At 53.2% G+C, this 21,787-nt stretch carries 22 protein-coding genes; 10 read left to right on the forward strand and 12 right to left on the reverse strand.

All coding sequences use genetic code 11. The annotated features are described in order from the left end of the window. Positions 1 to 12: 12 nt before the first annotated feature. From OGV94_RS19365 to OGV94_RS19380, 4 genes are all read left to right on the forward strand, one after another. Complete coding sequence (locus OGV94_RS19365; protein ID WP_075145287.1) at positions 13 to 921, forward strand: hypothetical protein; 909 nt, start codon at positions 13 to 15, stop codon at positions 919 to 921. Positions 922 to 981: 60 nt separating this feature from the next. Continuing rightward, entirely contained in the window at positions 982 to 1,167 is a 186-nt protein-coding gene (locus OGV94_RS19370) for a hypothetical protein (RefSeq protein WP_075145286.1), read from the forward strand. Positions 1,168 to 1,317: 150 nt separating this feature from the next. Beyond that, positions 1,318 to 3,279, forward strand: a complete 1,962-nt coding sequence (locus OGV94_RS19375) for a type VI secretion system Vgr family protein (protein WP_286524023.1) — start codon at positions 1,318 to 1,320, stop codon at positions 3,277 to 3,279. Next, positions 3,279 to 3,800, forward strand: coding sequence for a toxin-antitoxin system YwqK family antitoxin (locus OGV94_RS19380; RefSeq protein ID WP_199994924.1), 522 nt, complete (start codon positions 3,279 to 3,281; stop codon positions 3,798 to 3,800). The genes OGV94_RS19375 and OGV94_RS19380 overlap by 1 nt, the downstream gene beginning before the upstream one ends. Before the next feature lie 22 nt (positions 3,801 to 3,822). Here the strand turns inward: OGV94_RS19380 and nrdG are convergent, their stop codons facing one another. The 5 genes from nrdG to treR form a co-directional block, all read right to left on the reverse strand. Further along, the gene (gene nrdG / locus OGV94_RS19385) at positions 3,823 to 4,287 is read right to left on the reverse strand and encodes an anaerobic ribonucleoside-triphosphate reductase-activating protein (protein WP_047406606.1); all 465 of its coding nucleotides are present in this window, start codon (positions 4,285 to 4,287) and stop codon (positions 3,823 to 3,825) included. A 120-nt stretch (positions 4,288 to 4,407) separates the two neighbouring features. After that, positions 4,408 to 6,546 carry an anaerobic ribonucleoside-triphosphate reductase gene (gene nrdD, locus OGV94_RS19390; protein WP_043018234.1) on the reverse strand — a complete coding sequence of 713 codons (2,139 nt, stop codon included), beginning with the start codon at positions 6,544 to 6,546 and terminating at the stop codon, positions 4,408 to 4,410. Between the two features lie 409 nt (positions 6,547 to 6,955). Beyond that, positions 6,956 to 8,608 carry an alpha,alpha-phosphotrehalase gene (treC, locus tag OGV94_RS19395; RefSeq protein ID WP_286524026.1) on the reverse strand — a complete coding sequence of 551 codons (1,653 nt, stop codon included), beginning with the start codon at positions 8,606 to 8,608 and terminating at the stop codon, positions 6,956 to 6,958. Positions 8,609 to 8,657: 49 nt separating this feature from the next. After that, entirely contained in the window at positions 8,658 to 10,076 is a 1,419-nt protein-coding gene (gene treB / locus OGV94_RS19400; RefSeq protein ID WP_043018236.1) for a PTS trehalose transporter subunit IIBC, read from the reverse strand. Between the two features lie 157 nt (positions 10,077 to 10,233). Next, positions 10,234 to 11,181: a trehalose operon repressor TreR gene (treR, locus tag OGV94_RS19405; RefSeq protein WP_043018237.1), complete on the reverse strand. Its 948-nt coding sequence runs from the start codon at positions 11,179 to 11,181 to the stop codon at positions 10,234 to 10,236. Positions 11,182 to 11,372: 191 nt separating this feature from the next. On the opposite strand from treR, the gene mgtL reads away from it, so the two are divergent. The 5 genes from mgtL (at position 11,373) to OGV94_RS19425 (ending at position 17,524) form a co-directional block, all read left to right on the forward strand. Next, positions 11,373 to 11,426: a mgtA regulatory leader peptide MgtL gene (gene mgtL, locus OGV94_RS25130; RefSeq protein WP_191229402.1), complete on the forward strand. Its 54-nt coding sequence runs from the start codon at positions 11,373 to 11,375 to the stop codon at positions 11,424 to 11,426. Positions 11,427 to 11,570: 144 nt separating this feature from the next. Beyond that, the gene (gene mgtA, locus OGV94_RS19410; RefSeq protein WP_502874139.1) at positions 11,571 to 14,279 is read left to right on the forward strand and encodes a magnesium-translocating P-type ATPase; all 2,709 of its coding nucleotides are present in this window, start codon (positions 11,571 to 11,573) and stop codon (positions 14,277 to 14,279) included. 378 nt (positions 14,280 to 14,657) lie between these two features. Beyond that, positions 14,658 to 15,635, forward strand: a complete 978-nt coding sequence (locus tag OGV94_RS19415; RefSeq protein WP_043018239.1) for a TRAP transporter substrate-binding protein — start codon at positions 14,658 to 14,660, stop codon at positions 15,633 to 15,635. A gap of 62 nt (positions 15,636 to 15,697) precedes the next feature. Continuing rightward, positions 15,698 to 16,207: a TRAP transporter small permease gene (locus OGV94_RS19420; RefSeq protein WP_043018240.1), complete on the forward strand. Its 510-nt coding sequence runs from the start codon at positions 15,698 to 15,700 to the stop codon at positions 16,205 to 16,207. A 30-nt stretch (positions 16,208 to 16,237) separates the two neighbouring features. Continuing rightward, a complete protein-coding gene (locus tag OGV94_RS19425; RefSeq protein ID WP_003839607.1) occupies positions 16,238 to 17,524 on the forward strand; it encodes a TRAP transporter large permease in 1,287 nt (428 codons plus the stop codon). 91 nt (positions 17,525 to 17,615) lie between these two features. Here OGV94_RS19425 and ridA read toward each other — a convergent pair whose 3' ends face one another. The 5 genes from ridA to pyrL all read right to left on the reverse strand — a co-directional run bounded on the left by ridA (position 17,616) and on the right by pyrL (position 19,627). Further along, the gene (ridA, locus tag OGV94_RS19430; protein WP_000047544.1) at positions 17,616 to 18,002 is read right to left on the reverse strand and encodes a 2-iminobutanoate/2-iminopropanoate deaminase; all 387 of its coding nucleotides are present in this window, start codon (positions 18,000 to 18,002) and stop codon (positions 17,616 to 17,618) included. Between the two features lie 76 nt (positions 18,003 to 18,078). Beyond that, positions 18,079 to 18,540: an aspartate carbamoyltransferase regulatory subunit gene (gene pyrI / locus OGV94_RS19435; RefSeq protein WP_043018241.1), complete on the reverse strand. Its 462-nt coding sequence runs from the start codon at positions 18,538 to 18,540 to the stop codon at positions 18,079 to 18,081. A 13-nt stretch (positions 18,541 to 18,553) separates the two neighbouring features. Beyond that, a complete protein-coding gene (pyrB, locus tag OGV94_RS19440; protein WP_016151493.1) occupies positions 18,554 to 19,489 on the reverse strand; it encodes an aspartate carbamoyltransferase in 936 nt (311 codons plus the stop codon). Positions 19,490 to 19,491: 2 nt separating this feature from the next. Beyond that, the gene (locus OGV94_RS25135) at positions 19,492 to 19,545 is read right to left on the reverse strand and encodes a pyrBI operon leader peptide (protein ID WP_106875647.1); all 54 of its coding nucleotides are present in this window, start codon (positions 19,543 to 19,545) and stop codon (positions 19,492 to 19,494) included. Next, positions 19,526 to 19,627: a pyr operon leader peptide gene (gene pyrL / locus OGV94_RS19445; RefSeq protein WP_003025819.1), complete on the reverse strand. Its 102-nt coding sequence runs from the start codon at positions 19,625 to 19,627 to the stop codon at positions 19,526 to 19,528. The genes OGV94_RS25135 and pyrL overlap by 20 nt, the downstream gene beginning before the upstream one ends. On the opposite strand from pyrL, the gene OGV94_RS19450 reads away from it, so the two are divergent. After that, the gene (locus OGV94_RS19450) at positions 19,607 to 19,729 is read left to right on the forward strand and encodes a hypothetical protein (RefSeq protein ID WP_085951582.1); all 123 of its coding nucleotides are present in this window, start codon (positions 19,607 to 19,609) and stop codon (positions 19,727 to 19,729) included. The genes pyrL and OGV94_RS19450 overlap by 21 nt on opposite strands. Here the strand turns inward: OGV94_RS19450 and OGV94_RS19455 are convergent. Next, entirely contained in the window at positions 19,726 to 20,205 is a 480-nt protein-coding gene (locus OGV94_RS19455; RefSeq protein ID WP_043018242.1) for an arginine repressor, read from the reverse strand. The genes OGV94_RS19450 and OGV94_RS19455 overlap by 4 nt on opposite strands. A 144-nt stretch (positions 20,206 to 20,349) precedes the next feature. Further along, a complete protein-coding gene (locus tag OGV94_RS19460; RefSeq protein WP_043018243.1) occupies positions 20,350 to 21,753 on the reverse strand; it encodes a YfcC family protein in 1,404 nt (467 codons plus the stop codon). Positions 21,754 to 21,787: the final 34 nt, after the last annotated feature.

Below are 21,787 nucleotides of genomic sequence, written 5' to 3' on the forward strand. Positions count from 1 at the left end.
GAGGAAGAGAATATGTGGTGTCCTGTATTTAAGTTTTCTGCAGAGTATAAAGTTATTGAAAGTGAGCTTGTTGAATTAATAGCCAGCAAAAGGCGATTGGAAAAACAAATTGCTGAAATAAAAATGATTGGCCGCAAGAGTGCTAAAGAGCGGAAAGGAATATATTCGCCACATAATTCTACTCATAGGGGTTGTTATACGATAGGTCTAAACCTTTTTCTTTACCGAGTTTATGTTCAAAAAAATATTCTTTTTAATATATCCAGTAGGGATGTCGATTTTTCAATTAGCAAAATTTACCGATATAAAGACAATCCACATATCTACCATAGGGCTCGCTGTGTTTCTGGTATAGCGGGACGAACGCGCATAAGTACAAAGATAGATGCTTTAAAATCGTATATCTCATTTGATTCACCGGAATTTACTTCTGGGGAGGCAGGTTATACGTATGTAAAATCTGTTTTTTATTGTGTGCCAAAGTCTGCGTTTAGTTCTTTCAGACATACTGGTCAGAATAGCGTCATGGGAGAGAGTGCGAATGATCACATGAATAAAAAATACGTAGGTATTCATGTTGGTTATGAGTGGTGTCACTTACAGGCCCATAGTCATGGTGGCGAACAGAGTATTTCAAATTTAGTTGCAGGTACAAGAAATGCCAATTCCTTGCAGATTGCAGTCGAAGATGCTTTGTTATCACTTGGCGGAGTGTTTAATCTTACAGTGAATATTATCTGCTCCGTTATTCGTGAAACACATATTGGTGTAAATTGCAGATATAGTATTTTTAGTGGTAACGGATTGCTATTGGTAGTAAATGTAAATATGCAAACCCCTAATGATATTGGATTGCAGGTCGGGCATGAAAAAGCCTTTGCAAGTGAAGTAAGGAGAAGAGTCATCGAAATGTGTAGTTAATTTTTCGTGTTTTATTATTTCTGTGCAGTCTATCTTTTTTGAGTGAGTAAGGAATTTCCCATGCCCGATACCGCTATTATAGAATTCACTAATCCGACGCTAACCGATCTCACGGCTGTGACTGTACAAACTGATTCCCGACCGATCGTGTTGGCGACTAAGTTGGAAGAAGACGCTGAACTTAACCGAATCGCTGATGAACGCGAAGGCGGAAAGCGGATAAAGATATCCTTAGATGAGCTGTAATCAGGCTATTTTGACGCGGTTTTGCCGGGTGGCGGCTTCGCCTTACCCGATCTACAAACCACTTCACTTCAGCATATGCGCGAGCTGTAGGCCCGGTAAGCGTAGCGCCACCGGGCATGACGTACTCTACAAATATAAAAGGAATTTTCTATGTCAGATTCCACCATCATCAAACTCACCGCGAAGCTAACTGGCCTTAGCGCCGCGACCGTTTATACCGAATCGCAGCTTAACGCCCTGACCACCGCGACCATCGCCGCAACCACCTCTGCGCCGTTAACGCTCGATGCCGCGCTGGCGACCCATCTGACCGCCACCATCAACGACGCCGATTACGACGGTCTGATTGCCGAGGCGCACCAGCTTCCGGCGACCAGCAATGCCGATCGCTACCAGTTTGTGCTGCGCCCCTGGCTGTGGTGGCTGACGCTCGCCAGCAACAACCGCGTGTTTCAGAACCTCAGCGCGCAGGAGATCGTCGAGAAGGTGTTTAAAGACGCCGGGTTTACCGACTACAAATTTCAACTGAAAAGCAAACCGGCGAAGCGTGAATACTGCCTGCAATATAACGAGAGCGACTTTAATTTTGTCTCGCGGCTGCTGGAGCAGGAGGGAATATTCTGGTTCTTTACCCACGCAGCAGGCAAGCACACGCTGGTGCTGGCGGATGATAACAGCGCCTTCCCGCCGATACCTGGCGATAAAAAGGTCAAGTATCAGGCGGCAGCAAGCGGCGCGCGGGAAACCGGCATGATTCGTTCGGCGCAGCTGCGTTTGCAGGCCACTGCGCAGGGCTTCCAGAGTAGCGACTATAACTACGAACAGCCAAAAGCCACGCTGTTTGTCCAGGCCGGGGAGAAGAAGGGCGGCATGCAGTATCAGCATCCGGGGCGTTTTAGCGTTAAAGCCGAAGGCGACGCGCTGGCGGCGTGGAAGGTTAACGCCCTGAAGGCGCAGGCCAAACAGCTGGTCGGTGAAAGCGACTGCGCGGCGCTGATGGCCGGGCACTGGTTCACCTTAACCGAGCACGACGACAAGGCGCTAAACATCGACTGGCTAATCACCGCCGTCAGCCACGAGTACGACGGTGAACATTATCGCAACCGCTTTACCGCCATTCCAAAAGCCACGCTATACCGCCCGCAGAGCAGCACGCCAGTACCGTTTATGCATACGCAGACGGCGCTGGTGGTGGGTAAAAGCGGAGAGGAGATCTGGACCGATAAGCTTGGTCGGGTGAAGGTGCAGTTCCCGTGGGACAGAGAGGGTAAAAACGACGAAACCAGCTCCTGCTGGCTGCGGGTCGCCACCGCCTGGAGCGGCAACGGTTTTGGCGCGCAGTTTATCCCGCGCATCGGTCAGGAAGTGGTGGTGAGCTTTATCGACGGCGACCCGGATAAACCGCTCATTACCGGCTGTGTGTATAACGGCGCGAATGCGTTGCCGTACGCGCTTCCGGCGAATCAAACCCAGTCCGGGATAAAAACCCACAGCGAAAAAGGTTTTAACGAACTGCGCTTCGACGATAAAAAAGATGCCGAACTGCTGGCGATGCAGGCGCAGAAAGACTTCCAGCTCACCGTGCTCAACGACAGCAAAACGACTATCAGCCACGATGAGATCGCCAGCGTTAAAAACGATCGCACCCGTACCGTTGAAGAGGGCAACGAAACCGTCACCCTAAAAAAAGGCAACCGGACGGTGAAAATTGAAAAAGGCAGCGACACGCTGGAGGTAAAAGAGAAGCGCAGCGTCACGGTGAAGGGCGATCAGGAACACGCCATCGACGGCAACCAGACGCATAAGGTAAAGGGCAACTACACGCTGAACGTCGACGGCAACCTGACGATTAAGGTCAGCGGTACGCTAACCCTGGAGAGCGGCAAAACCCTGAAAGTGAAAAGCGGGGCGGATCTCAGCGCCAGCGCCGCATCGGGTCTGAAGCTGGATGCCACCAACATCGCCAGTGAAGCGAAAGCCTCGCTGACCCAGAAAGCCGCGACGATAACCCACGAAGCGAAAGCCACGCTCACCAGCAAAGCCAGCGCCACTCAGACTGTGGATGGCGGCGGGATGCTGATGATTAAGGGTGGGATGGTGAAGATTAACTGATGAGCGATACGCAGGAGTATCAACAGGATAGCACCCTGCTACGAGCGAATTTCGCAAACGACCAGCTTAACGGTGAAACGCGAATTGAAGAAAACGGACGGCTGCTGGCGGTTCTGCGTTACCAGCAGGGTGCGCTGAACGGGATGATGGAGCGCTGGCATCCTAACGGCCAGCTTGCCATGCAGCAGGCGTATCGTGAGGGCAAGCCGGACGGTATTGCTCGTTACTTCTCGGAAAACGGTGAGCTACTGCGAGAAGAGCAGTGGCTTAACGGTCAACTGCACGGCGAATGCCACAGCTTTTATCCTTCCGGGCAGGTACAGCTACGTGAACAGTGGCAGCAAGGGCTGCGCCACTCTCTCAGCGAACAGTTTTACCCGGACGGGACGCTTGCCCAGCGTTTATCTTATGAAAAGGGGATAATGAAAGGTGAGGCGCAACGCTGGTTGCCGGATGGGCGCGCCATTGATGCCACAGGTAAAGCGCAGTCGCGAATGAGCAAATGGACGGAGAGGCTGTGAAAAAGCCTCTCCAGATCGCGTGTTAACGCAAATGATGTACCACCTGGTTGCTGCTGCCGCGCCAGATCAGCGCCGGGTCTTTCAGATCCTGCACAAATTTGCCGTCGACCAGCACGTTGATGAGATCCACCACCTGCATTTGCGCAGCGTTGAGTTCCTCAAGCTTGTAGCCGGTCCACACCCAGATATCTTTTCCCGGACACTCAGCGCGAATACGCTGTACCAGTTGCAGAATATCCGGCACGTTTTGCGGATGTAGCGGATCGCCGCCGGACAGCGAAATCCCCTGACGGTGAATGCGCGTGTCGTTCAGATCGGCAATGATCTTATCTTCCATCTCTTTGGTAAACGGTTCGCCGGAATTGAGCCGCCAGGTGCTTTTGTTATAGCAACCGGGGCATTCGTGCACGCACCCGGAGACAAACAGGGTGCAGCGGGTTCCAGGGCCATTGACGATATCGACGGGGTAATATTGGTGGTATTGCATAGAGGATGTCCAGAAAGCATGTAGGCCGGATAAGGTGCTTGCACCGCATCCGGCAACATTGTGATGCCTGATGGCGACGCTATTGCGTCTTATCAGGCCTACGGCCTTTGCAAACGGAAATTAACCTATCTGCCCATTGCCTAAATGCTTAACGCGGCGCTTCACTTCTTCCTGCTTACCAGCGTTAAACGGACGCGCGTCCGGGCTGCCTAAATAACCGCATACGCGGCGGGTGACCGACACGCGGGCCGCGTCGTGGTTACCACATTTCGGGCAGGTGAAGCCTTTGCTGGTGCATTCGAACTCGCCGGTAAAGCCGCACTCGTAGCATTCATCGATGGGCGTGTTGGTCCCGTAATACGGCACGTGCTGATAGCTGTAATCCCAGACGTCTTCCAGCGCTTTCAGGTTGTGCTGAATATTTGGGTATTCGCCGTAGCAAATGAAGCCTCCGCTTGCCAGCGGCGGGTACGGCGCTTCGAAATCGATCTTGTCGTACGGGTTTACCTTCTTCTCCACGTCGAGGTGGAAGCTGTTGGTGTAGTAACCTTTGTCGGTGACACCCGGCACTACGCCAAACTCGGCGGTATCCAGACGGCAGAAACGATCGCACAGGTTTTCACTTGGCGTGCTGTACAGGCTAAAGCCGTAACCGGTCTCGTCTTTCCACTGATCGACCGCCTGACGCAGGCGTTCCACAATGGCGATACCTTTGGCGCGAAGCTGCTCACTGTCGTACAGGTGCTTGTCGCCAAACAGCGCGTTGATGGTCTCGTGAATGCCGATGTAGCCCAGAGAGATGGACGCGCGACCGTTTTTAAAGATTTCTGACACATCATCGTCCGCTTTCAGACGCACGCCGCAGGCACCTTCCATATACAGAATTGGCGCAACGCGAGCTTTCACGCCTTCCAGACGCGCAATACGGGTCATCAGCGCTTTACGCGCCAGCACCAGACGATCGTCGAGCAGTTTCCAGAAGGTGGCTTCATCGCCATGGGCTTCCAGCGCGATACGCGGCAGGTTGAGGCTGATAACGCCGAGGTTGTTACGGCCATCGTGAACCTGTTCGCCGTTCTCGTTTTCCCACACGCCGAGGAAGCTGCGACAGCCCATTGGCGTTTTGAACGAACCGGTGACTTTGACTACCTGATCGTAGTTCAGGATGTCCGGATACATACGCTTGCTCGCGCACTCCAGCGCCAGCTGTTTGATGTCGTAGTTCGGATCGCCAAACTTGTGGTTCAGGCCGTCACGAATCGCGAACACCAGTTTCGGGAAGACCGCAGTTTTACGGTTTTTACCCAGGCCAGCAATGCGGTTACGCAGAATGGACTGCTGGATCAAACGCGATTCCCAACTGGTTCCCAGACCAAAACCGAAGGTAACAAACGGCGTCTGACCGTTGGCGGTATGCAGGGTATTCACTTCATACTCGAGCGACTGGAAGGCGTCGTAGCACTCTTTCTCGGTACGGGAATGCGCATAGCCGTCGGCGTCCGGGATCTGCCACTCTTCAGCGGTTTTGCGATGCTTGTTAAAGCTCTCGGTCACGAACGGCGCAAGAACTTCGTCAATACGGTTAATGGTGGTGCCGCCATAAATATGGCTGGCAACCTGCGCGATGATTTGCGCGGTGACGGCGGTCGCGGTAGAGATGGATTTTGGCGGTTCAATCTCCGCGTTACCCATTTTAAAACCCTGCGTCAGCATGCCTTTCAGGTCGATCAGCATGCAGTTAAACATTGGGAAGAACGGAGAGTAGTCGAGGTCGTGATAGTGAATATCACCACGTTCGTGCGCCTGGACGACATCACGCGGCAGCAGGTGCTGACGTGCGTAGTGTTTGGCAACGATACCGGCCAGCAGGTCGCGCTGGGTCGGGATCACTTTGCTGTCTTTGTTGGCGTTTTCATTCAGCAGAGCAGAGTTGGTTTGCTCAACCAGACCACGAATTTCCTGGTTCAGACGGCCACGTTTTTCACGCTGTATATCACGGTCGTGGCGATATTCGATGTACGCACGGGCGAGTTGTTTATACGGGCCAGACATCAGCTGGTTTTCTACCGCTGTCTGGATCTCGTTGATATCGACCTTGCTGCGCTCATTCATCTGGCTACTAACGACTTCTGCGACGGTGGCACAGTAATCTGCGTCATCGACTCCCGCTGCTTTAGCTGCACGCAGAATGGCTTCTTTGATGCGCTCTGATTTAAACGGCACTTTACAGCCATCTCGTTTCATCACATGCGGTGTCATGATCACTCCATATTTATAAGAACAGGTTATCCACAGAGGTTGGGGAAGCGGCCATGGCTTTATTCATCTCTATTGCCAATGACTTCCCGCAATCCTGACCCACTTTATCCACAATTCCACCGTCAAGCGGTGCACTGTAGTTGTAGCAATTGTAGTCGATTAATACAACATATTGGGTCGGCGTGCATTTTAAGTTCTATATGTAGTGATTTGCATCAAGGATGTTTACGATTTTTTTGATGTAGCGCAAAGTAAAAATCGGAGCGTACAGATGACGGGCAGTACAGCCGATTGTAAATTGTAGGTAGAAAATTCTGATTATTTATTCAGCAAAAACAGAAGGGTAAGCTAAGCGTATGTAACAAAGCCCGGCAGCGCTATGCGTACCGGGCCAGAACATAATTGCAAGCTATTTTTGCACCCACCAGACGGCTTCAAAAGGACGTAGCGTCATGTCTGCAGGTTGGCTGGCGACTTCGGCATAGTTGTGCATTAGCACCTGCCAGTTTCCGTCGGTTTGGGTCGGCTGCCAGTTCTGGACGGTATCGCTCAAATTAGCAATCACCAGCAGCCGTTGCCCTTGCCACTCTCGTTGATAGCACCACAGATGCGGGCTGTCCGGCAGCAGATCCTGGTAGTCGCCCCAGGTGATAACCGGCTCCGCTTTGCGTAAGGCGATCAGCTTCTGATAGGTATAGAACACCGAGTCGGTATCACTCAGCGCTGCCGCTACGTTGATATCCGCCGCGTTGTCACACAGATCGATCCACGGCTGACCCGCGGTGAAGCCCGCGTGTTTGCTGGCATCCCATTGCATCGGCGTGCGGCTGTTATCGCGGGATTTGCTGGCGAGGATCGCCAGCAGCTCTTGCGCATCGCGTCCCTGGCCGTTCAGGGTGGCAAACATGTTATGGCTTTCCACATCGCGATAATCGGTAATCTGGCGGAAATGCGGGTTGGTCATGCCAATCTCTTCCCCCTGGTAGATGTAGGGGGTGCCCTGCATGCCATGCAGCACCATCGCCAGCATTTTGGCGGCCGGAACGCGGTATTTCCCTTCATCGCCAAAACGCGACACGATGCGCGGCTGATCGTGGTTACACCAGAACAGCGCATTCCAGGCCTGATTGTGCATGCCCTGCTGCCAGTGGCGGAACAGGGTTTTGAGCGCCACATAGTCGGGTTTTGCTAACGACCACTTTTCGCCGTTAGGGTAATCCACTTTCAGGTGGTGGAAGTTAAAGGTCATCGACAGTTCGCTGCCATCGAGTGCGGCATACTGCTGGCAGTTTTCCAGCGTGGTGGACGACATTTCCCCGACCGTCATCAGGTTGCGGGGTGTGAAGACGTCGCGATTCATCTCGCGTAAAAATTCATGCGCGCGCGGACCATCGGTATAAAAACGGCGGCCATCGCCGTCAGGATCGTCCGGGAAGTCCTGATCTTTGGAGATAAGATTGACCACGTCGAGACGCAGCCCGTCCACGCCGCGATCGGCCCAGAACTCGCACACTTTCTTAAGCTCGGCACGGACTACCGGGTTCTCCCAGTTAAGGTCGGCCTGCTCCGGAGCAAAGAGGTGCAGATAGTACTGCTCGCTTTCGGCGTGCCAACCCCAGGCGTTGCCGCCAAATTTGGAACGCCAGTTATTCGGCGGGCTATCTGGCGTGCCGTCGCGCCAGAGATAAAACTGACGATACGGGCTGTCTTTATCCAGCGCTTCACGAAACCAGGCGTGCTGAGTTGAGGTGTGGTTAAACACCATATCGAGAATAATACGGATACCGCGCGCTTTTGCCTGCGCTACCAGTTCGTCAAAGTCTGCAAGCGTACCGTAGGACGGATCGACAGACATGTAATCTGCGACGTCGTAGCCGTTATCAACCTGCGGCGAAATATAGAACGGCGTCAGCCAGATGGCATCAACCCCCAGCTTTTGCAGATAGTCGAGACGCTGCGTTACGCCGCGTAAATCGCCGGTGCCGCTGCCGGTGGTGTCCTGAAAACTCTTGGGGTAAACCTGATAGATAACGCCGTTTTGCCACCAGTGGGGAATATTCATGGTTGTTTCCTGGAAATACGTTGGGGCGCAACTGCGCCCCGAAGAAAAGTTAGACAATTTGTAATGTACCCAGACGGTATTTACGCTGGTAAACAAATGAGGTCAGTACCATTGGAATAACAATCGCAATGACCATCGCCATACCAAAGACCTGCCAGTAAGTCGGCTGGATAGAGAGGATGCCCGGCAAGCCGCCGACGCCAATCCCATTCGCCAACACGCCGTTCAGGCCGCAAAGCAGTCCGGCGAGACCGGAGCCGATCATCGCGCATAGCATCGGGAAGCGGTATTTCAGGTTGATCCCGTACATTGCCGGTTCAGTTACCCCGAGATAAGCGGAGATTGCGGCAGGAACGGAGATTTCACGTTCGTTGTGTTTACGACTGGAGATAATGATCCCGACCACCGCAGAGGCCTGGGCGATATTCGACAGTGCGATCAGCGGCCATACCGGCGTACCGCCCATGCTCTGAATCATCTGCATGTCGATAGCCAGCGTGGTCTGATGCACGCCGGTGATCACCAGCGGTGCGTACAGGAAGCCGAACAGCGCCGCGCCGATCGGGGCAAAGCTGCCGGTCAGCAGATGCCGGACCGCAAACGCGACACCGTCGCCGATCATGCGGCCAAACGGACCGATAAAGGCGTGCGCAAGGAATACCGCAAGGATCAGCGAGCACACCGGGACGATCACCAGATACAGATAATCCGGCACGATGCGTTTCATGCGCGTTTCAATAAATCCGAGCGCCAGTCCGGCCAGCAGTGCCGGAATAACCTGCGCCTGATAGCCGACTTTCTCAATGCTGAACAGGCCGAAGTTCCACACTTCAGGCACCTGCTGGCCGAGCAGATAGGCGTTCATTAACTGCGGAGAAACCAGGGTCACTCCCAGTACAATTCCGAGGATCGGCGTACCGCCCATTTTTTTCACCGCCGACCAGCAGATCCCGACCGGCAGATAGAAGAAGATCGCTTCGCCAATCAGCCACAGGAAGTCATAAAGGGTTTTCAGCGAAGGATGCATCTGCGCCAGCGTCTGCCCGTTGCTCATGGGCAGATCGCCGATCACGTTACGGAAACCTAAGATCAGGCCGCCGCTAATCAGCGCAGGCAGCAGCGGAAAGAAGATCTCCGCAAAATGAGAAATGAGCTGTTCGTGCCATTTCATATTCTGTCGCGCGGCCTTTTTCGCCTGCTCTTTGTCGGCGCTGGCCTGCCCGGTTGTCGCCAACAGCGCCTGGTAGTAATCGCCCACCTCGGTGCCAATCACCACCTGAAACTGTCCGGCGTTGGTGAAGCAGCCTTTGACCATCGGCAATTGTTCGATCTCTTTCGGCCTGGCATTCGCAGGCTGATTCAGCACAAAACGCAGGCGAGTAATGCAGTGACTCACCGTGGCGATATTGTCGCGCCCGCCTACCAGCTCAATCAGCCGGTCGATGTCTGCTTGTTTTATTTTGCTCATGATGATGTGTGTTCCCCGTAGACCGGAAAAGACGCTGTAGCGTCGTCATTCGGCAACTCTCTCGTTGTTGGCGCCAGAGTATATCGTCGATGAAATTTTAAAAATGGGAACGTTCCCGAAACGCAGCGAAGATCACAAATTAACGCTCAGAAAGCGATCAGGAGAGGGCGGAAGGTATAACGATTTGTCGTGGTTCGCTACGGCCGTTGATCTGCTCGATCAGCTGTGAGGCAGCTTGCCGTCCGGCTTCAGCGTATCCTGGATCGACGGTGATAATTTCCGGATGGAGGAATTTCATCAGCGGCGTGCTGCCCACGCTCGCCAGCTGCAGGTTCTCTATTCGCTGCTCCTGCAAATATTTACTGACCCCAAGGGCGAGGGTATCCGTCGCGCAGACTAAAGCGGTGGTTTCTGGGGTGATGACGTTGGCGGCCTGCTCATAGCCCTGCTTCATGGCCAGACCCGGCAGCGCGGCGACGGGGTGCAGTTTGTGTTTCTTACAGAACGCCAGGTAGGCTTCATGGCGGCGCTTACCGGTGGTTACGTCGCTATGAGGAACGCCAAGAAAGCTGATCTGGCGATGCTCGCGATCGTATAAACGCTGCATCAGGGTGCGAATGGCGCCCTCATCGTCATAGCAGACCGAGGCAAAGCCTTTCGCATCTCTTGCCAGCAGCACCAGCGAATCCTGCCAGGAGGCGAGCATGGATTCAGTAATGCCGGTAAAACCAAACAGCACCACGCCGTCAATATTGCGGCGTCTGAGCATGCCGAGGTGCTCCTCAACCAGCTCGGGCGAGAACTGGCTTTCCATCATGATCGGGTCGTAGCCCTGCTCATAAAAGACCGGTAGCATGGTTTGCACCGCGAGATTTTCCGAAAGCGAGTCCAGACGCGTGACGATAATCGCCACCACCTTATCACTTTGACCGCGCATGGCGCGTGCGGAGCGGGAAGGGGAAAAACCGTGCTGGTTCATCACCGCTTCAACGCGTTCGCGCGTGCGTTCGCTCACGCCGCTTTCATTGTTAAGCACACGGGAAACGGTCGATTTTCCCACGCCGCTTAAGCGGGCGATGTCTTTAATTGTCAGCCGGTTTTGCATCCTGTTTTCCCGTGTTGCGTGTGAAGTTATGCCAAATAGAGAATAACTTTACTCAAGCGCGGTGCAATGGGCAAAGTCTGGTATACGTTTGGTTTAGTTTCCATGGTTTATCATATCGCCATAATTGCCACAAACCTTATGGTTTTCTGCGTATAATCCGCAGCGCAAATCATTCACTTACCGGAGGCTATATGGATCCCGATCCCACCCCTCTCCCGAGACGGAGAAACAACCCTTTCCGGTAAGCCTGTCTTTCACTGTCTTACCGGAACAGTAAGACAGTGACGTTCTGACGTCCCTGTTGTGATTTAATAATTGCCATCAGGCAAGGCCTTGCCACGCCTGAAGGATTTACTGCGCCTGTTTATACTGGTGCAGAGGGACTGCCTATGTTCAAAAATATGACTCGCCAGTTGTTTGCCCGACTAAACCGCCATTTACCGCATCGTCTGGTGCATCGCGATCCGTTGCCTAATGCCCAGACCGTTGCCAGCACGCCGATCCCGCCATCGCTGAGCGAACATTGCCTGAAAATGGCCCTGATGGACGAAGAAGCGCTGTGGAAAACGTTCGGCACGCACCCGGAAGGGTTGAACGCCGCGGAAGTGGAAAACGCTCGCGAATTACATGGCGAGAACCAGTTGCCGGCGCAGAAGCCGTCGCCATGGTGGGTGCATCTGTGGGTCTGCTACCGTAACCCGTTTAACATTCTGCTGACCATCCTCGGTGCGATTTCCTATGCCACCGAAGATCTGTTTGCCGCTGGCGTCATCGCGCTGATGGTCGTCATCTCTACGCTGCTGAATTTTGTGCAGGAGGCGCGTTCCACCAAAGCGGCAGATGCGCTGAAAGCGATGGTCAGCAACACCGCCACGGTACTGCGCGTTATTAACGAGAAAGGGGAGAATGGCTGGGTTGAACTGCCGATCGACCAGTTGGTTCCCGGCGATATTATCAAGCTGGCGGCAGGAGATATGATCCCGGCCGATCTGCGCGTGGTGCAGGCGCGTGACCTGTTCGTGGCCCAGGCTTCGCTGACCGGTGAATCGCTGCCGGTGGAGAAAGTTGCAACCAGCCGCGACCCGCAGCAAAGCAACCCGCTGGAATGCGATACCCTGTGCTTTATGGGCACCAACGTGGTGAGCGGCACGGCACAGGCCATCGTGATTTCAACCGGAGCTAATACCTGGTTTGGGCAACTGGCGGGCCGCGTCAGCGAGCAGGAAAGCGAGCAAAATGCATTCCAGAAAGGGATCAGCCGCGTCAGCATGCTGCTGATCCGCTTTATGCTGGTGATGGCGCCCATTGTGCTCATCATCAACGGCTATACCAAAGGCGACTGGTGGGAAGCGGCGCTGTTTGCCCTGTCTGTGGCAGTGGGACTGACCCCGGAAATGCTGCCAATGATCGTCACCTCGACGCTGGCGCGCGGGGCGGTGAAGCTGTCAAAACAAAAGGTCATCGTCAAACACCTCGACGCCATCCAAAACTTTGGCGCAATGGATATCCTGTGCACTGATAAAACCGGTACCCTGACTCAGGATAAAATTGTGCTAGAGAATCACACGGATATCTCAGGAAAGCCCAGCGAACACGTCCTGCATTCTGCGTGGCTGAACAGCCATTATCAGACCGGGCTGAAGAATCTGCTGGATACGGCGGTGCTGGAGGGGGTGGACGAAGAATATGCCCGCCAGCTCTCAACCCGCTGGCAGAAAATCGATGAGATCCCGTTTGATTTCGAACGCCGCCGCATGTCGGTGGTGGTCGCAGAAGAAACCGATGTGCATCAACTGGTATGTAAAGGCGCGTTGCAGGAGATCCTCAGCGTCTGCACCCAGGTGCGCCACAACGGCGAGATTGTCCCCCTGGATGAGGGCATGCTGCGTCGGGTGAAACGCGTCACGGACACGCTGAACCGCCAGGGGCTGCGCGTGGTAGCGGTGGCGACGAAGTACCTGCCTGCGCGTGAGGGCGATTACCAGCGTATTGATGAGTCGGATCTGATCCTCGAAGGCTATATCGCGTTCCTCGATCCGCCGAAAGAGACCACTGCGCCGGCGCTGAAAGCGCTGAAAGCCAGCGGTATTACGGTGAAAATCCTCACTGGCGATAGCGAGCTGGTGGCGGCGAAAGTGTGTCATGAAGTGGGGCTGGATGCGGGCGATGTGGTTATCGGCAGCAGCATTGAGGGGTTAAGTGACGATGAGCTGGCCCGACTTGCCCAGCGTACCACGCTGTTTGCTCGTCTGACGCCGATGCATAAAGAGCGCATTGTCACGCTGCTCAAGCGCGAAGGTCATGTGGTCGGCTTTATGGGCGATGGCATTAACGACGCCCCGGCGCTGCGCGCTGCGGACATCGGTATCTCCGTTGACGGCGCGGTTGATATTGCGCGTGAAGCTGCTGATATCATCCTGCTGGAAAAGAGTCTGATGGTGCTGGAAGAAGGGGTGATCGAAGGACGCCGTACTTTTTCTAACATGCTGAAGTACATTAAAATGACGGCCAGTTCTAACTTCGGTAACGTGTTTAGCGTGCTGGTGGCGAGCGCCTTCTTACCGTTCCTGCCGATGTTGCCGCTGCACTTACTGATCCAGAACCTGCTGTACGATGTATCCCAGGTGGCGATTCCGTTTGATAATGTCGACGAAGAGCAGATCAAAAAGCCGCAGCGCTGGAATCCCGCTGAATTAGGCCGCTTTATGATCTTCTTTGGACCGATCAGCTCGATCTTCGACATTCTGACATTTTGCCTGATGTGGTTCGTGTTCCATGCTAATACGCCAGAGCATCAGACATTGTTCCAGTCTGGCTGGTTCGTGGTGGGCTTGCTGTCACAAACGCTGATTGTGCATATGATCCGAACCCGTCGCGTGCCGTTCATCCAAAGCCGCGCCGCATGGCCGTTGATGCTAATGACGCTGGTGGTAATGGTGGTGGGCATTGCATTACCGTTCTCGCCGCTGGCCAGCTATCTGCAGTTGCAGGCGCTGCCGCTGAGCTACTTCCCGTGGCTGGTTGCGATTCTGGCGGGTTACATGACATTAACCCAGCTTGTGAAAGGTTTTTATAGCCGCCGCTACGGCTGGCAGTAATCCTCAACTTCTCTTCTGCAGGATGGTGTTAATACCATCCTGCATTTCTCTTTTTCATTCGAAAGATATTCTCCGGAAATATTGGTGTTTTATTTTTATTGAAATACCAACGCGGGCAATTAGTATCAAATCCCCTTCTTTGCGTTGCTTTTTTATCAATAAAACGATCTGCGTTGCAAAAATGAAACAGTGTGCTAAAAATTATAAGCATCTGCGATTTTTTGTGAACACAGTCATCGAAATAAATTGTTACACCAGTTAGTCTGCGCAGGTAACGTCGTTAAGAAAGTTTCTCGCTGCCCGTTTTTAATTCCGGCAGTCATTTGCTCTGCAAGCTATTCCTGTTAATGGATATTATGAACTTCTGGAGAAGGACAAATGAAACTGACAAAAAACCTGTTAAGTCTGTGTATTGGCGCGTCTGTATTACTGGCGAGTCATGCCACGCTGGCACAAACCTTTCGCGCCGCAGATGTGCATCCGGCTGATTACCCGAACGTTGTTGCCGTCAAACATATGGGGGAGAAACTTAGCGCCGCGACCGACGGTCGTCTGGAGATTAAAACATTTCCCGGTGGCGTGTTAGGTGATGAAAAACAGATGATTGAACAGGCGCAATTGGGCGCTATCGATATTATTCGCGTTTCAATGACGCCGGTTGCCGCCATTCTCCCTGAAATTAACGTCTTTACCCTGCCGTATATTTTTCGTGATGAAGACCACCTGCATAAGGTTCTCGACGGCATGATCGGTCAGGAGATTGGCGACCGTCTGACGGCCAACACCAAATCGCGGCTGGTGTTCCTCGGCTGGATGGATGCCGGAACGCGCAATCTAATCACCAAAAATCCGGTGGTGAAACCGGAAGATTTACACGGTATGAAAATCCGCGTTCAAGGAAGTCCGATAGCGCTGGATACCCTGAAAGCGATGGGCGCTAACGCCGTTGTGATGGGCGTCAGTGAAGTATTTAGCGGCATGCAGACCGGTGTTATTGATGGCACGGAAAATAATCCGCCAACGTTTGTTGCGCATAACTATTTGCCGGTCGTGAAAAACTATACCTGGAGCAAACACTTTATTATTCCTGAGCTTTTTCTGTTCTCGAAAGCTAAATGGGATAAGTTGAAAAAAGAAGACCAGGATCTCATTATTAAACTCGCTAAAGAAGCCCAGGTAGAGCAACGCAAACTTTGGCAGGATTATAATGCGAAATCGCTGGAGACCATGAAAGCCAATGGCGTTCAGTTCCACGATATTGATACGGACTATTTCTATAAAGCCACGCAGTCAGTGCGGGATAATTACGGTAAAGACCACCAGGATTTGATCAAACGTATTCAGGATGTGAAGTAATTCATCAGGTGGAGGATATCAACCCTCCGCCTGAATCTTTTGATTAATTCGAGGTGATGATTATGGGTGAATGCTATTCATCGGTAATGGATTTTCTTTATCGAGTGTCAATGTGGATTGCCGGTATCGCATTATTGGTCATGGTCGCCATTATCCCTATTGGCATATTCGCGCGTTATGTTCTGAATAACGCCCTGTCATGGCCAGAACCCGTCGCCATTCTTTGTATGGTGACATTCACCTTTATTGGCGCGGCGGTAAGCTATCGTGCAGGCTCGCATATCGCGGTGAGCATGGTGACTGACCGTCTGGGTGATGCTTCCCGCCGTTATTGTTCGGTAATCGCAGACGTTATGCTGGTGGCGATAAGCTTGTTTATCCTCTGGTACGGAACCAATCTCTGTCTTGAACTGTGGGACCAGCCCGTGGCGGAATTCCCGCTTTTAAGCGCCGGGCAAAACTATCTTCCGTTGCCGATTGGCTCTGCCATAACGCTGCTGTTTATCGCAGAAAAGATTTTCCGTGGTCCGCAGTACCAACGTCCCGTTGTCATGCTGGGATCGACCAGCTAGTTACCGCCCCCATTTTAGAAAGGAAAGCAGATGGATGCATTTATTCTCGTCTTTACGCTCGGCATTATGCTGGCGATTGGGGTACCGGTAGCGTACGCGGTTGGCATTAGCGCCATCATTGGGGCCTGGTATATAGATATTCCGCTGGAAGCAGTAATGATCCAACTGACCAGCGGGGTGAATAAGTTTTCGCTGCTGGCGATCCCATTCTTTATTCTGGCCGGGGCTATTATGGCCGAAGGAGGAATTGCGCGGCGACTGGTGAACTTTGCCTATATTTTCGTTGGCTTTATTCGCGGTGGGCTGTCGCTGGTAAACATTGTGGCATCGACCTTTTTTGGCGCCATTTCCGGATCGTCCGTGGCCGATACCGCGTCCATCGGTTCGGTAATGATCCCAGAGATGGATAAAAAAGGCTATCCGCGCGACTTTGCCGCGGCGGTCACTGCCAGCGGCTCGGTACAGGCGATCCTCACACCGCCCAGTCATAACTCAGTTATCTACTCGCTGGCAACGGGGGGGACGGTGTCGATTGCCGCGCTGTTCATCGCCGGGATCCTGCCGGGCCTGCTGTTAAGCTTCAGCCTGATGGTCATGTGCGTGGCTTTCGCGCACAAACGCGGTTATCCAAAAGGGGAACGCGTACCGTTTCGCCAGGCGCTGAAGATTTTCGTCGATACGCTGTGGGGATTGATGACGGTTGTGATCATCATGGGCGGCATCCTGTCAGGTATCTTTACCGCGACGGAGTCTGCGGCGATTGCCTGCCTGTGGGCCTTCTTTGTCACCATGTTTATCTATCGTGACTATAAATGGTCTGAGCTGCCGAAGCTGATGTTCCGCACGGTGAAAACGGTCACTATTGTCATGATCCTGATAGGCTTTGCCGCTGCGTTCGGTGCCGTCATGACCTATATGCAGTTGCCGATGCGTATCACTGAAGCCTTCACCAGCATCTCGGACAACAAATACGTCATTCTGATGTGCATTAACATCATGCTGCTGCTGATCGGTACGCTGATGGATATGGCGCCGCTGATTCTGATTTTGACGCCGGTTCTGCTGCCGGTGACCAACGCGCTCGGTATTGATCCGGTCCATTTTGGCATGATCATGCTGGTGAACTTAGGGATCGGCCTGATTACGCCGCCGGTAGGGTCGGTGCTGTTTGTGGCCAGTGCGGTGAGTAAGCAGAAAATAGAGCAGGTGGTAAAGGCGATGTTGCCATTCTACCTTGTGCTATTCCTGGTGCTGATGCTCGTGACGTACATTCCGGCGATTTCGCTGTTCCTGCCGAAACTGTTTGGTGTGATGTGATAAATGCCCGGTGGCGCTCGCGCTTACCGGGCCTGTAAACTACCCGTGCGTTGGCCGGACGAGGCGAAGCCGCCATCCGGCGCAAGGAGACTTAGCGACGAACGGCGATCGCTTCAATCTCGATTTTCACGTCTTTCGGCAGACGGGCAACTTCTACGCAAGAACGCGCAGGGAAAGTCGCGTTGTGCTCGGTGAAGAATGCTTCGTAGGTCGCGTTTACGGTTGCGAAATCGTTCAGGTCTTTAACGAAAACGGTCGTTTTTACGATGTCGCCCACTTTCAGGCCTGCTGCTTCAACGATAGCTTTTACGTTTTCCAGCGACTGACGTGCCTGAGCGGACACGTCTTCCGCTACGGCACCGGTTTTCGGATCGACCGGGATCTGACCGGAAGTGATTACCATGCTACCCAGGTCAACGCCCTGAACGTATGGGCCGATTGCTGCTGGTGCATTTTCCGTCGCGATAGTCTTGCTCATGATTTCTCCTGAATTACAGCGGTAGTAGAATGTTCCCGGCCATTATAGAGAGGCCACATTTCATAACCAACCCCAATTAGTTGGCCAGCACCACATAATGCGAAAACTCTTTTTCACAGTATTTGCATTTGAGTGCGATGTCATCAGCGCGCTTTTTCACTGCAAAACTGGAAGATACTGGTTCAGCATGGCTGATGCAGTTGCTGTTCGGGCAAACCAGCACGTTGTCGATACGATCAGGCAGGCTCGGGCGCGATTTACCCACGACATCATAATCGTCAATGCGGTTTACCGTTGCCTGCGGGGCATACAGAGAGAGCTGGTTTACCTGCTCGTCGGTCAGGAACGTATTTTCAATCTTTATCAGATCCTTACGGCCCATCTCGCCAGACGGCAGGTTCAGACCGATGGTGATGCGTTGGTCGGTTTCCGTCAGTTTGAACAGCGTCAGCAGCTTAAAACCAACCTGCGCGGGAATATGGTCAATCACGGTGCCACGTTTGATGGCTTCAACCTGCAGTTTGTTATCGTGTGTCATCTCTTTTTCTCCCTTACAGTGCCAGTTCGCTATTCAGTACCAGTGCCAGTAACGCCTGGCGGGCGAAGATGCCGTTGCCAGCCTGCTGAAAATACCAGGCGTGCGGCGTCTTATCGACGTCGGTGGTGATTTCATCGATGCGCGGCAGTGGATGCAGCACCTTCATGTTCGCTCTGGCGCCGTTCAAATCGCTGGCGCGCAGGACAAACTGTGCTTTCACGTTGGCGTATTCGGACGGGTCCAGACGCTCTTTCTGTACGCGGGTCATGTAGAGGATATCGACCTCCGCCATCACCTCTTCGATAGTGCCGTGCAGGCTCCAGGCGATACCTTTTTCGTTCAGCATATCCAGAATGTATTGCGGCATGGCCAGCGCGTCCGGGGCGATGAAGTAGAAGCGGTTACCTTCGAACTTCGCCAGCGCCTGGGTCAGGGAGTGGACGGTACGGCCATATTTCAGGTCACCCACCATGGCGATTTGCAGATTGTCCAGGCGACCCTGAGTTTCCTGAATGGTAAACAGGTCCAGCAGCGTTTGGGTGGGATGCTGGTTGGAGCCGTCGCCAGCGTTCAGTACCGGAACGTTGCCGGAGAACTCCGTTGCCAGACGTGCGGCGCCTTCCTGCGGATGACGCATGACGATGGCGTCGACATAGGTGCTGATGACGGAAATGGTATCGGCCAGGGTTTCGCCTTTTTTGCCCAGCGACGTGTTGCTGCTGTCAGAAAAACCCACCACGCTGGCGCCCAGGCGGTGCATGGAGGTTTCAAAGGATAAACGGGTACGGGTTGACGCCTCAAAGAAGCAGCTGGCGATCACCTTATGCTTTAACAGCTCCGGCTGCGGGTTAGCTTTTAATTTCGCCGCCGTCGCGAGGACCAGATTGAGGTCGTCGCGGCTGAGGTCGTTTATGGAAATGATGTGTTTTTGATAGAGCGGGTTAGCCATGTTTATCTCCTGACGCCTGGGCAAAAAAAAAGCCCCTCAATTGAGGGGCTCGGAATGGGTGATCAACGGAAAGAAAAACGGCAGGCCAGCGTCCTTTTTCAGACGCGGTAAGACAAAATGTCGTACACACTGAACCATACATCCTCCCGGCAAATTGTCCGCGATTATACTCAGCTCCGTTATGGGATCAAGCGGAAAATGCACAATTTATTCACCGCAAACGGTTCTTATGAATTTTAATTCATTTTAAATAGATAGTTAATCTGTTTGTGCACTAGCCCCGTGCGCTGCACTACTCGCGGCGCAACCCAGACAATACTGCTGCCAGCGATGACCCCCAGAATCTCTGGTAACGCGTGGTAATCGAGGATTCTGGCAACGGCACGGCCATAACCTGCTGCCGTGTGAATGAGGATAAACTCGCTATTATGTTCCACGCTGACCACCATTTCAGCAATCGATCGGGCAGCATCGGGAGCGGGTCGTGATTGCGGATTTACAGAATAAATTTTTTGCCCTTTTGTATTTCTTATTTTTATAGCCCCGAGCAGTTTCAGCAGACGGGATACCGTTGACTGGCTAATTCCGGTAAAACCATGCTGTTGGAGATCGCGGCGAAGCGCTTCCTGGGACAGGTAGCTTTTTTCAGTAATCAGGCGCTGACAAATCGCCAGTTGTTTCTGCTCTTTGGTCGAGTAATCATCGAATTCCTTCATAAATACACCCTAAATTTATCATTTGTATCAATGTGATGGCGAAATTCACCACATTTGCAGTATCAATAACGGCTCAAACGGGCGGTTGTGCAGAAAAACGAGAGTGCGCTCAAAAAAGCCGTCGGGATCCGACGGCTAAAAGGGCTACAACATCGCGCCGATACTCAGAACGGCCATGTTCAGTAACGTCAAAATGAGCAGGAGCGGGGCGACCCATTTCAGGTATCGCACGTAAGGAACGCGGGCGATGGCCAGCCCGCCCATCACAACTGCTGAGGTGGGCGTAATCAGATTCACAATGCCGGAAGCGGATTGATACGCGGTGACGACCAGATCCCTGGGGACATGCGCGAAGTCGGCCAGCGGGGCCATAATGGGCATGGTGAGGACCGCCAGACCCGAAGAGGAAGGGACCAGGAAGGAGAGCAAAACTTCCAGCCAGTAGGTCACATTGATGAAAATGGTGGTGGAAAGTCCGGAGACGACATTTTCCGCACTGTGCAGGATAGTATGGGTGATCATGCCGTTATCCATCACCACTACGATGCCGCGTGCAATACCGATAATTAGCGCGACGCCAAGCAGGTCACGTGCCCCGTCAATGAATGTGCCAGTAAATTCCTCCTCACTCATGCGGGCGATGACGCCGACGATAATCGCAGATGCCAGAAAAACCCCGGAAATTTCTGCCATCCACCAACCGAGCACCGCCACCCCATAGATCATAACCGCAAAGGCAGCGGCGAAAATCAGCAGGATCCATTTACGCGTTGTTGTGAATTCAAGATTGGTATTGGCGCGACTACCGAGAAAATGGACGCGGTTTTCCTCCATTTTATCTGCCACGATGGAAAGTTCAGGATGGCTGCGAACTTTCCGTGCATAGCGCATGACCCACACCACGCAGATAACATAGCCGACGACCAGCAGCAGAATGCGCATCAGCATTCCCTGGGTGAAGGGGATCCCGGCGGCGTTAGCCGCGATAACCGTTGCGAAAGGGTTGATTGTCGAGCCGAGTGTGCCAATGCCTGCGCCGAGCAGAACGGTGGCGGCGGCAACCAACGGATCAAAGCGTGCGGCCATCATTACCGGAACCAGCAATGTGTAGAATGGGAGTGATTCCTCCGCCATCCCGTAAATCGTACCTCCGGCGGCGAAAAGTCCCATCAGAATGGGGATCATCCACTCCTCTTTACCGTTCAACCTGACCGTCACGCGCTCGATACCTGCGTCGATGGCGCCTGTTTTATTTACTACGCCGAGAAACCCACCAATAATCAGGACAAACAACGCCACATCAATTGCGCCTGCGGTATAGGTTTCGTGGTTGTAAAGACCGTCAATCGGGGCCAGCAGTACAGCGGTAAAACCTTGCGGGTGCGCTTCTGTGGGGGCATAAGTCCCGGCAACCGGCACTTCTTTACCCAGGGTCGCATTCATCGCCATCTGGTATTTCCCTGCCGGGACTATCCAGGTCATAACCGCGACGAGCGCAATGAGAATAAACAGGATGGTATATGCACTGGGAAATTTGAATTTGCCCATGATGTTCTCCGGATAGCTTGGGCATATGCCGTCA

The sequence above is a fragment of the Citrobacter sp. Ce006 genome (assembly GCF_030336535.1).
GTDB lineage: Bacteria > Pseudomonadota > Gammaproteobacteria > Enterobacterales > Enterobacteriaceae > Citrobacter > Citrobacter europaeus.

What these genes read in the sequence shown, in the direction of transcription:
- ridA (WP_000047544.1), bottom strand. Translation starts at nt 18,002, where the DNA reads ATGAGCAAGACTATCGCGACGGAAAATGCACCAGCAGCAATCGGCCCA.
- OGV94_RS19420 (WP_043018240.1), top strand. Translation starts at nt 15,698, where the DNA reads ATGGGTGAATGCTATTCATCGGTAATGGATTTTCTTTATCGAGTGTCA.
- pyrI (WP_043018241.1), bottom strand. Translation starts at nt 18,540, where the DNA reads ATGACACACGATAACAAACTGCAGGTTGAAGCCATCAAACGTGGCACC.
- OGV94_RS19370 (WP_075145286.1), top strand. Translation starts at nt 982, where the DNA reads ATGCCCGATACCGCTATTATAGAATTCACTAATCCGACGCTAACCGAT.
- treC (WP_286524026.1), bottom strand. Translation starts at nt 8,608, where the DNA reads ATGAATATTCCCCACTGGTGGCAAAACGGCGTTATCTATCAGGTTTAC.
- OGV94_RS19380 (WP_199994924.1), top strand. Translation starts at nt 3,279, where the DNA reads ATGAGCGATACGCAGGAGTATCAACAGGATAGCACCCTGCTACGAGCG.
- nrdG (WP_047406606.1), bottom strand. Translation starts at nt 4,287, where the DNA reads ATGCAATACCACCAATATTACCCCGTCGATATCGTCAATGGCCCTGGA.
- OGV94_RS19365 (WP_075145287.1), top strand. Translation starts at nt 13, where the DNA reads ATGTGGTGTCCTGTATTTAAGTTTTCTGCAGAGTATAAAGTTATTGAA.
- OGV94_RS19455 (WP_043018242.1), bottom strand. Translation starts at nt 20,205, where the DNA reads ATGAAGGAATTCGATGATTACTCGACCAAAGAGCAGAAACAACTGGCG.
- mgtA (WP_502874139.1), top strand. Translation starts at nt 11,571, where the DNA reads ATGTTCAAAAATATGACTCGCCAGTTGTTTGCCCGACTAAACCGCCAT.
- OGV94_RS19425 (WP_003839607.1), top strand. Translation starts at nt 16,238, where the DNA reads ATGGATGCATTTATTCTCGTCTTTACGCTCGGCATTATGCTGGCGATT.
- nrdD (WP_043018234.1), bottom strand. Translation starts at nt 6,546, where the DNA reads ATGACACCGCATGTGATGAAACGAGATGGCTGTAAAGTGCCGTTTAAA.
- pyrL (WP_003025819.1), bottom strand. Translation starts at nt 19,627, where the DNA reads ATGGTTCAGTGTGTACGACATTTTGTCTTACCGCGTCTGAAAAAGGAC.
- pyrB (WP_016151493.1), bottom strand. Translation starts at nt 19,489, where the DNA reads ATGGCTAACCCGCTCTATCAAAAACACATCATTTCCATAAACGACCTC.
- OGV94_RS19375 (WP_286524023.1), top strand. Translation starts at nt 1,318, where the DNA reads ATGTCAGATTCCACCATCATCAAACTCACCGCGAAGCTAACTGGCCTT.
- OGV94_RS19450 (WP_085951582.1), top strand. Translation starts at nt 19,607, where the DNA reads ATGTCGTACACACTGAACCATACATCCTCCCGGCAAATTGTCCGCGAT.
- treB (WP_043018236.1), bottom strand. Translation starts at nt 10,076, where the DNA reads ATGAGCAAAATAAAACAAGCAGACATCGACCGGCTGATTGAGCTGGTA.
- treR (WP_043018237.1), bottom strand. Translation starts at nt 11,181, where the DNA reads ATGCAAAACCGGCTGACAATTAAAGACATCGCCCGCTTAAGCGGCGTG.
- OGV94_RS19460 (WP_043018243.1), bottom strand. Translation starts at nt 21,753, where the DNA reads ATGGGCAAATTCAAATTTCCCAGTGCATATACCATCCTGTTTATTCTC.
- OGV94_RS19415 (WP_043018239.1), top strand. Translation starts at nt 14,658, where the DNA reads ATGAAACTGACAAAAAACCTGTTAAGTCTGTGTATTGGCGCGTCTGTA.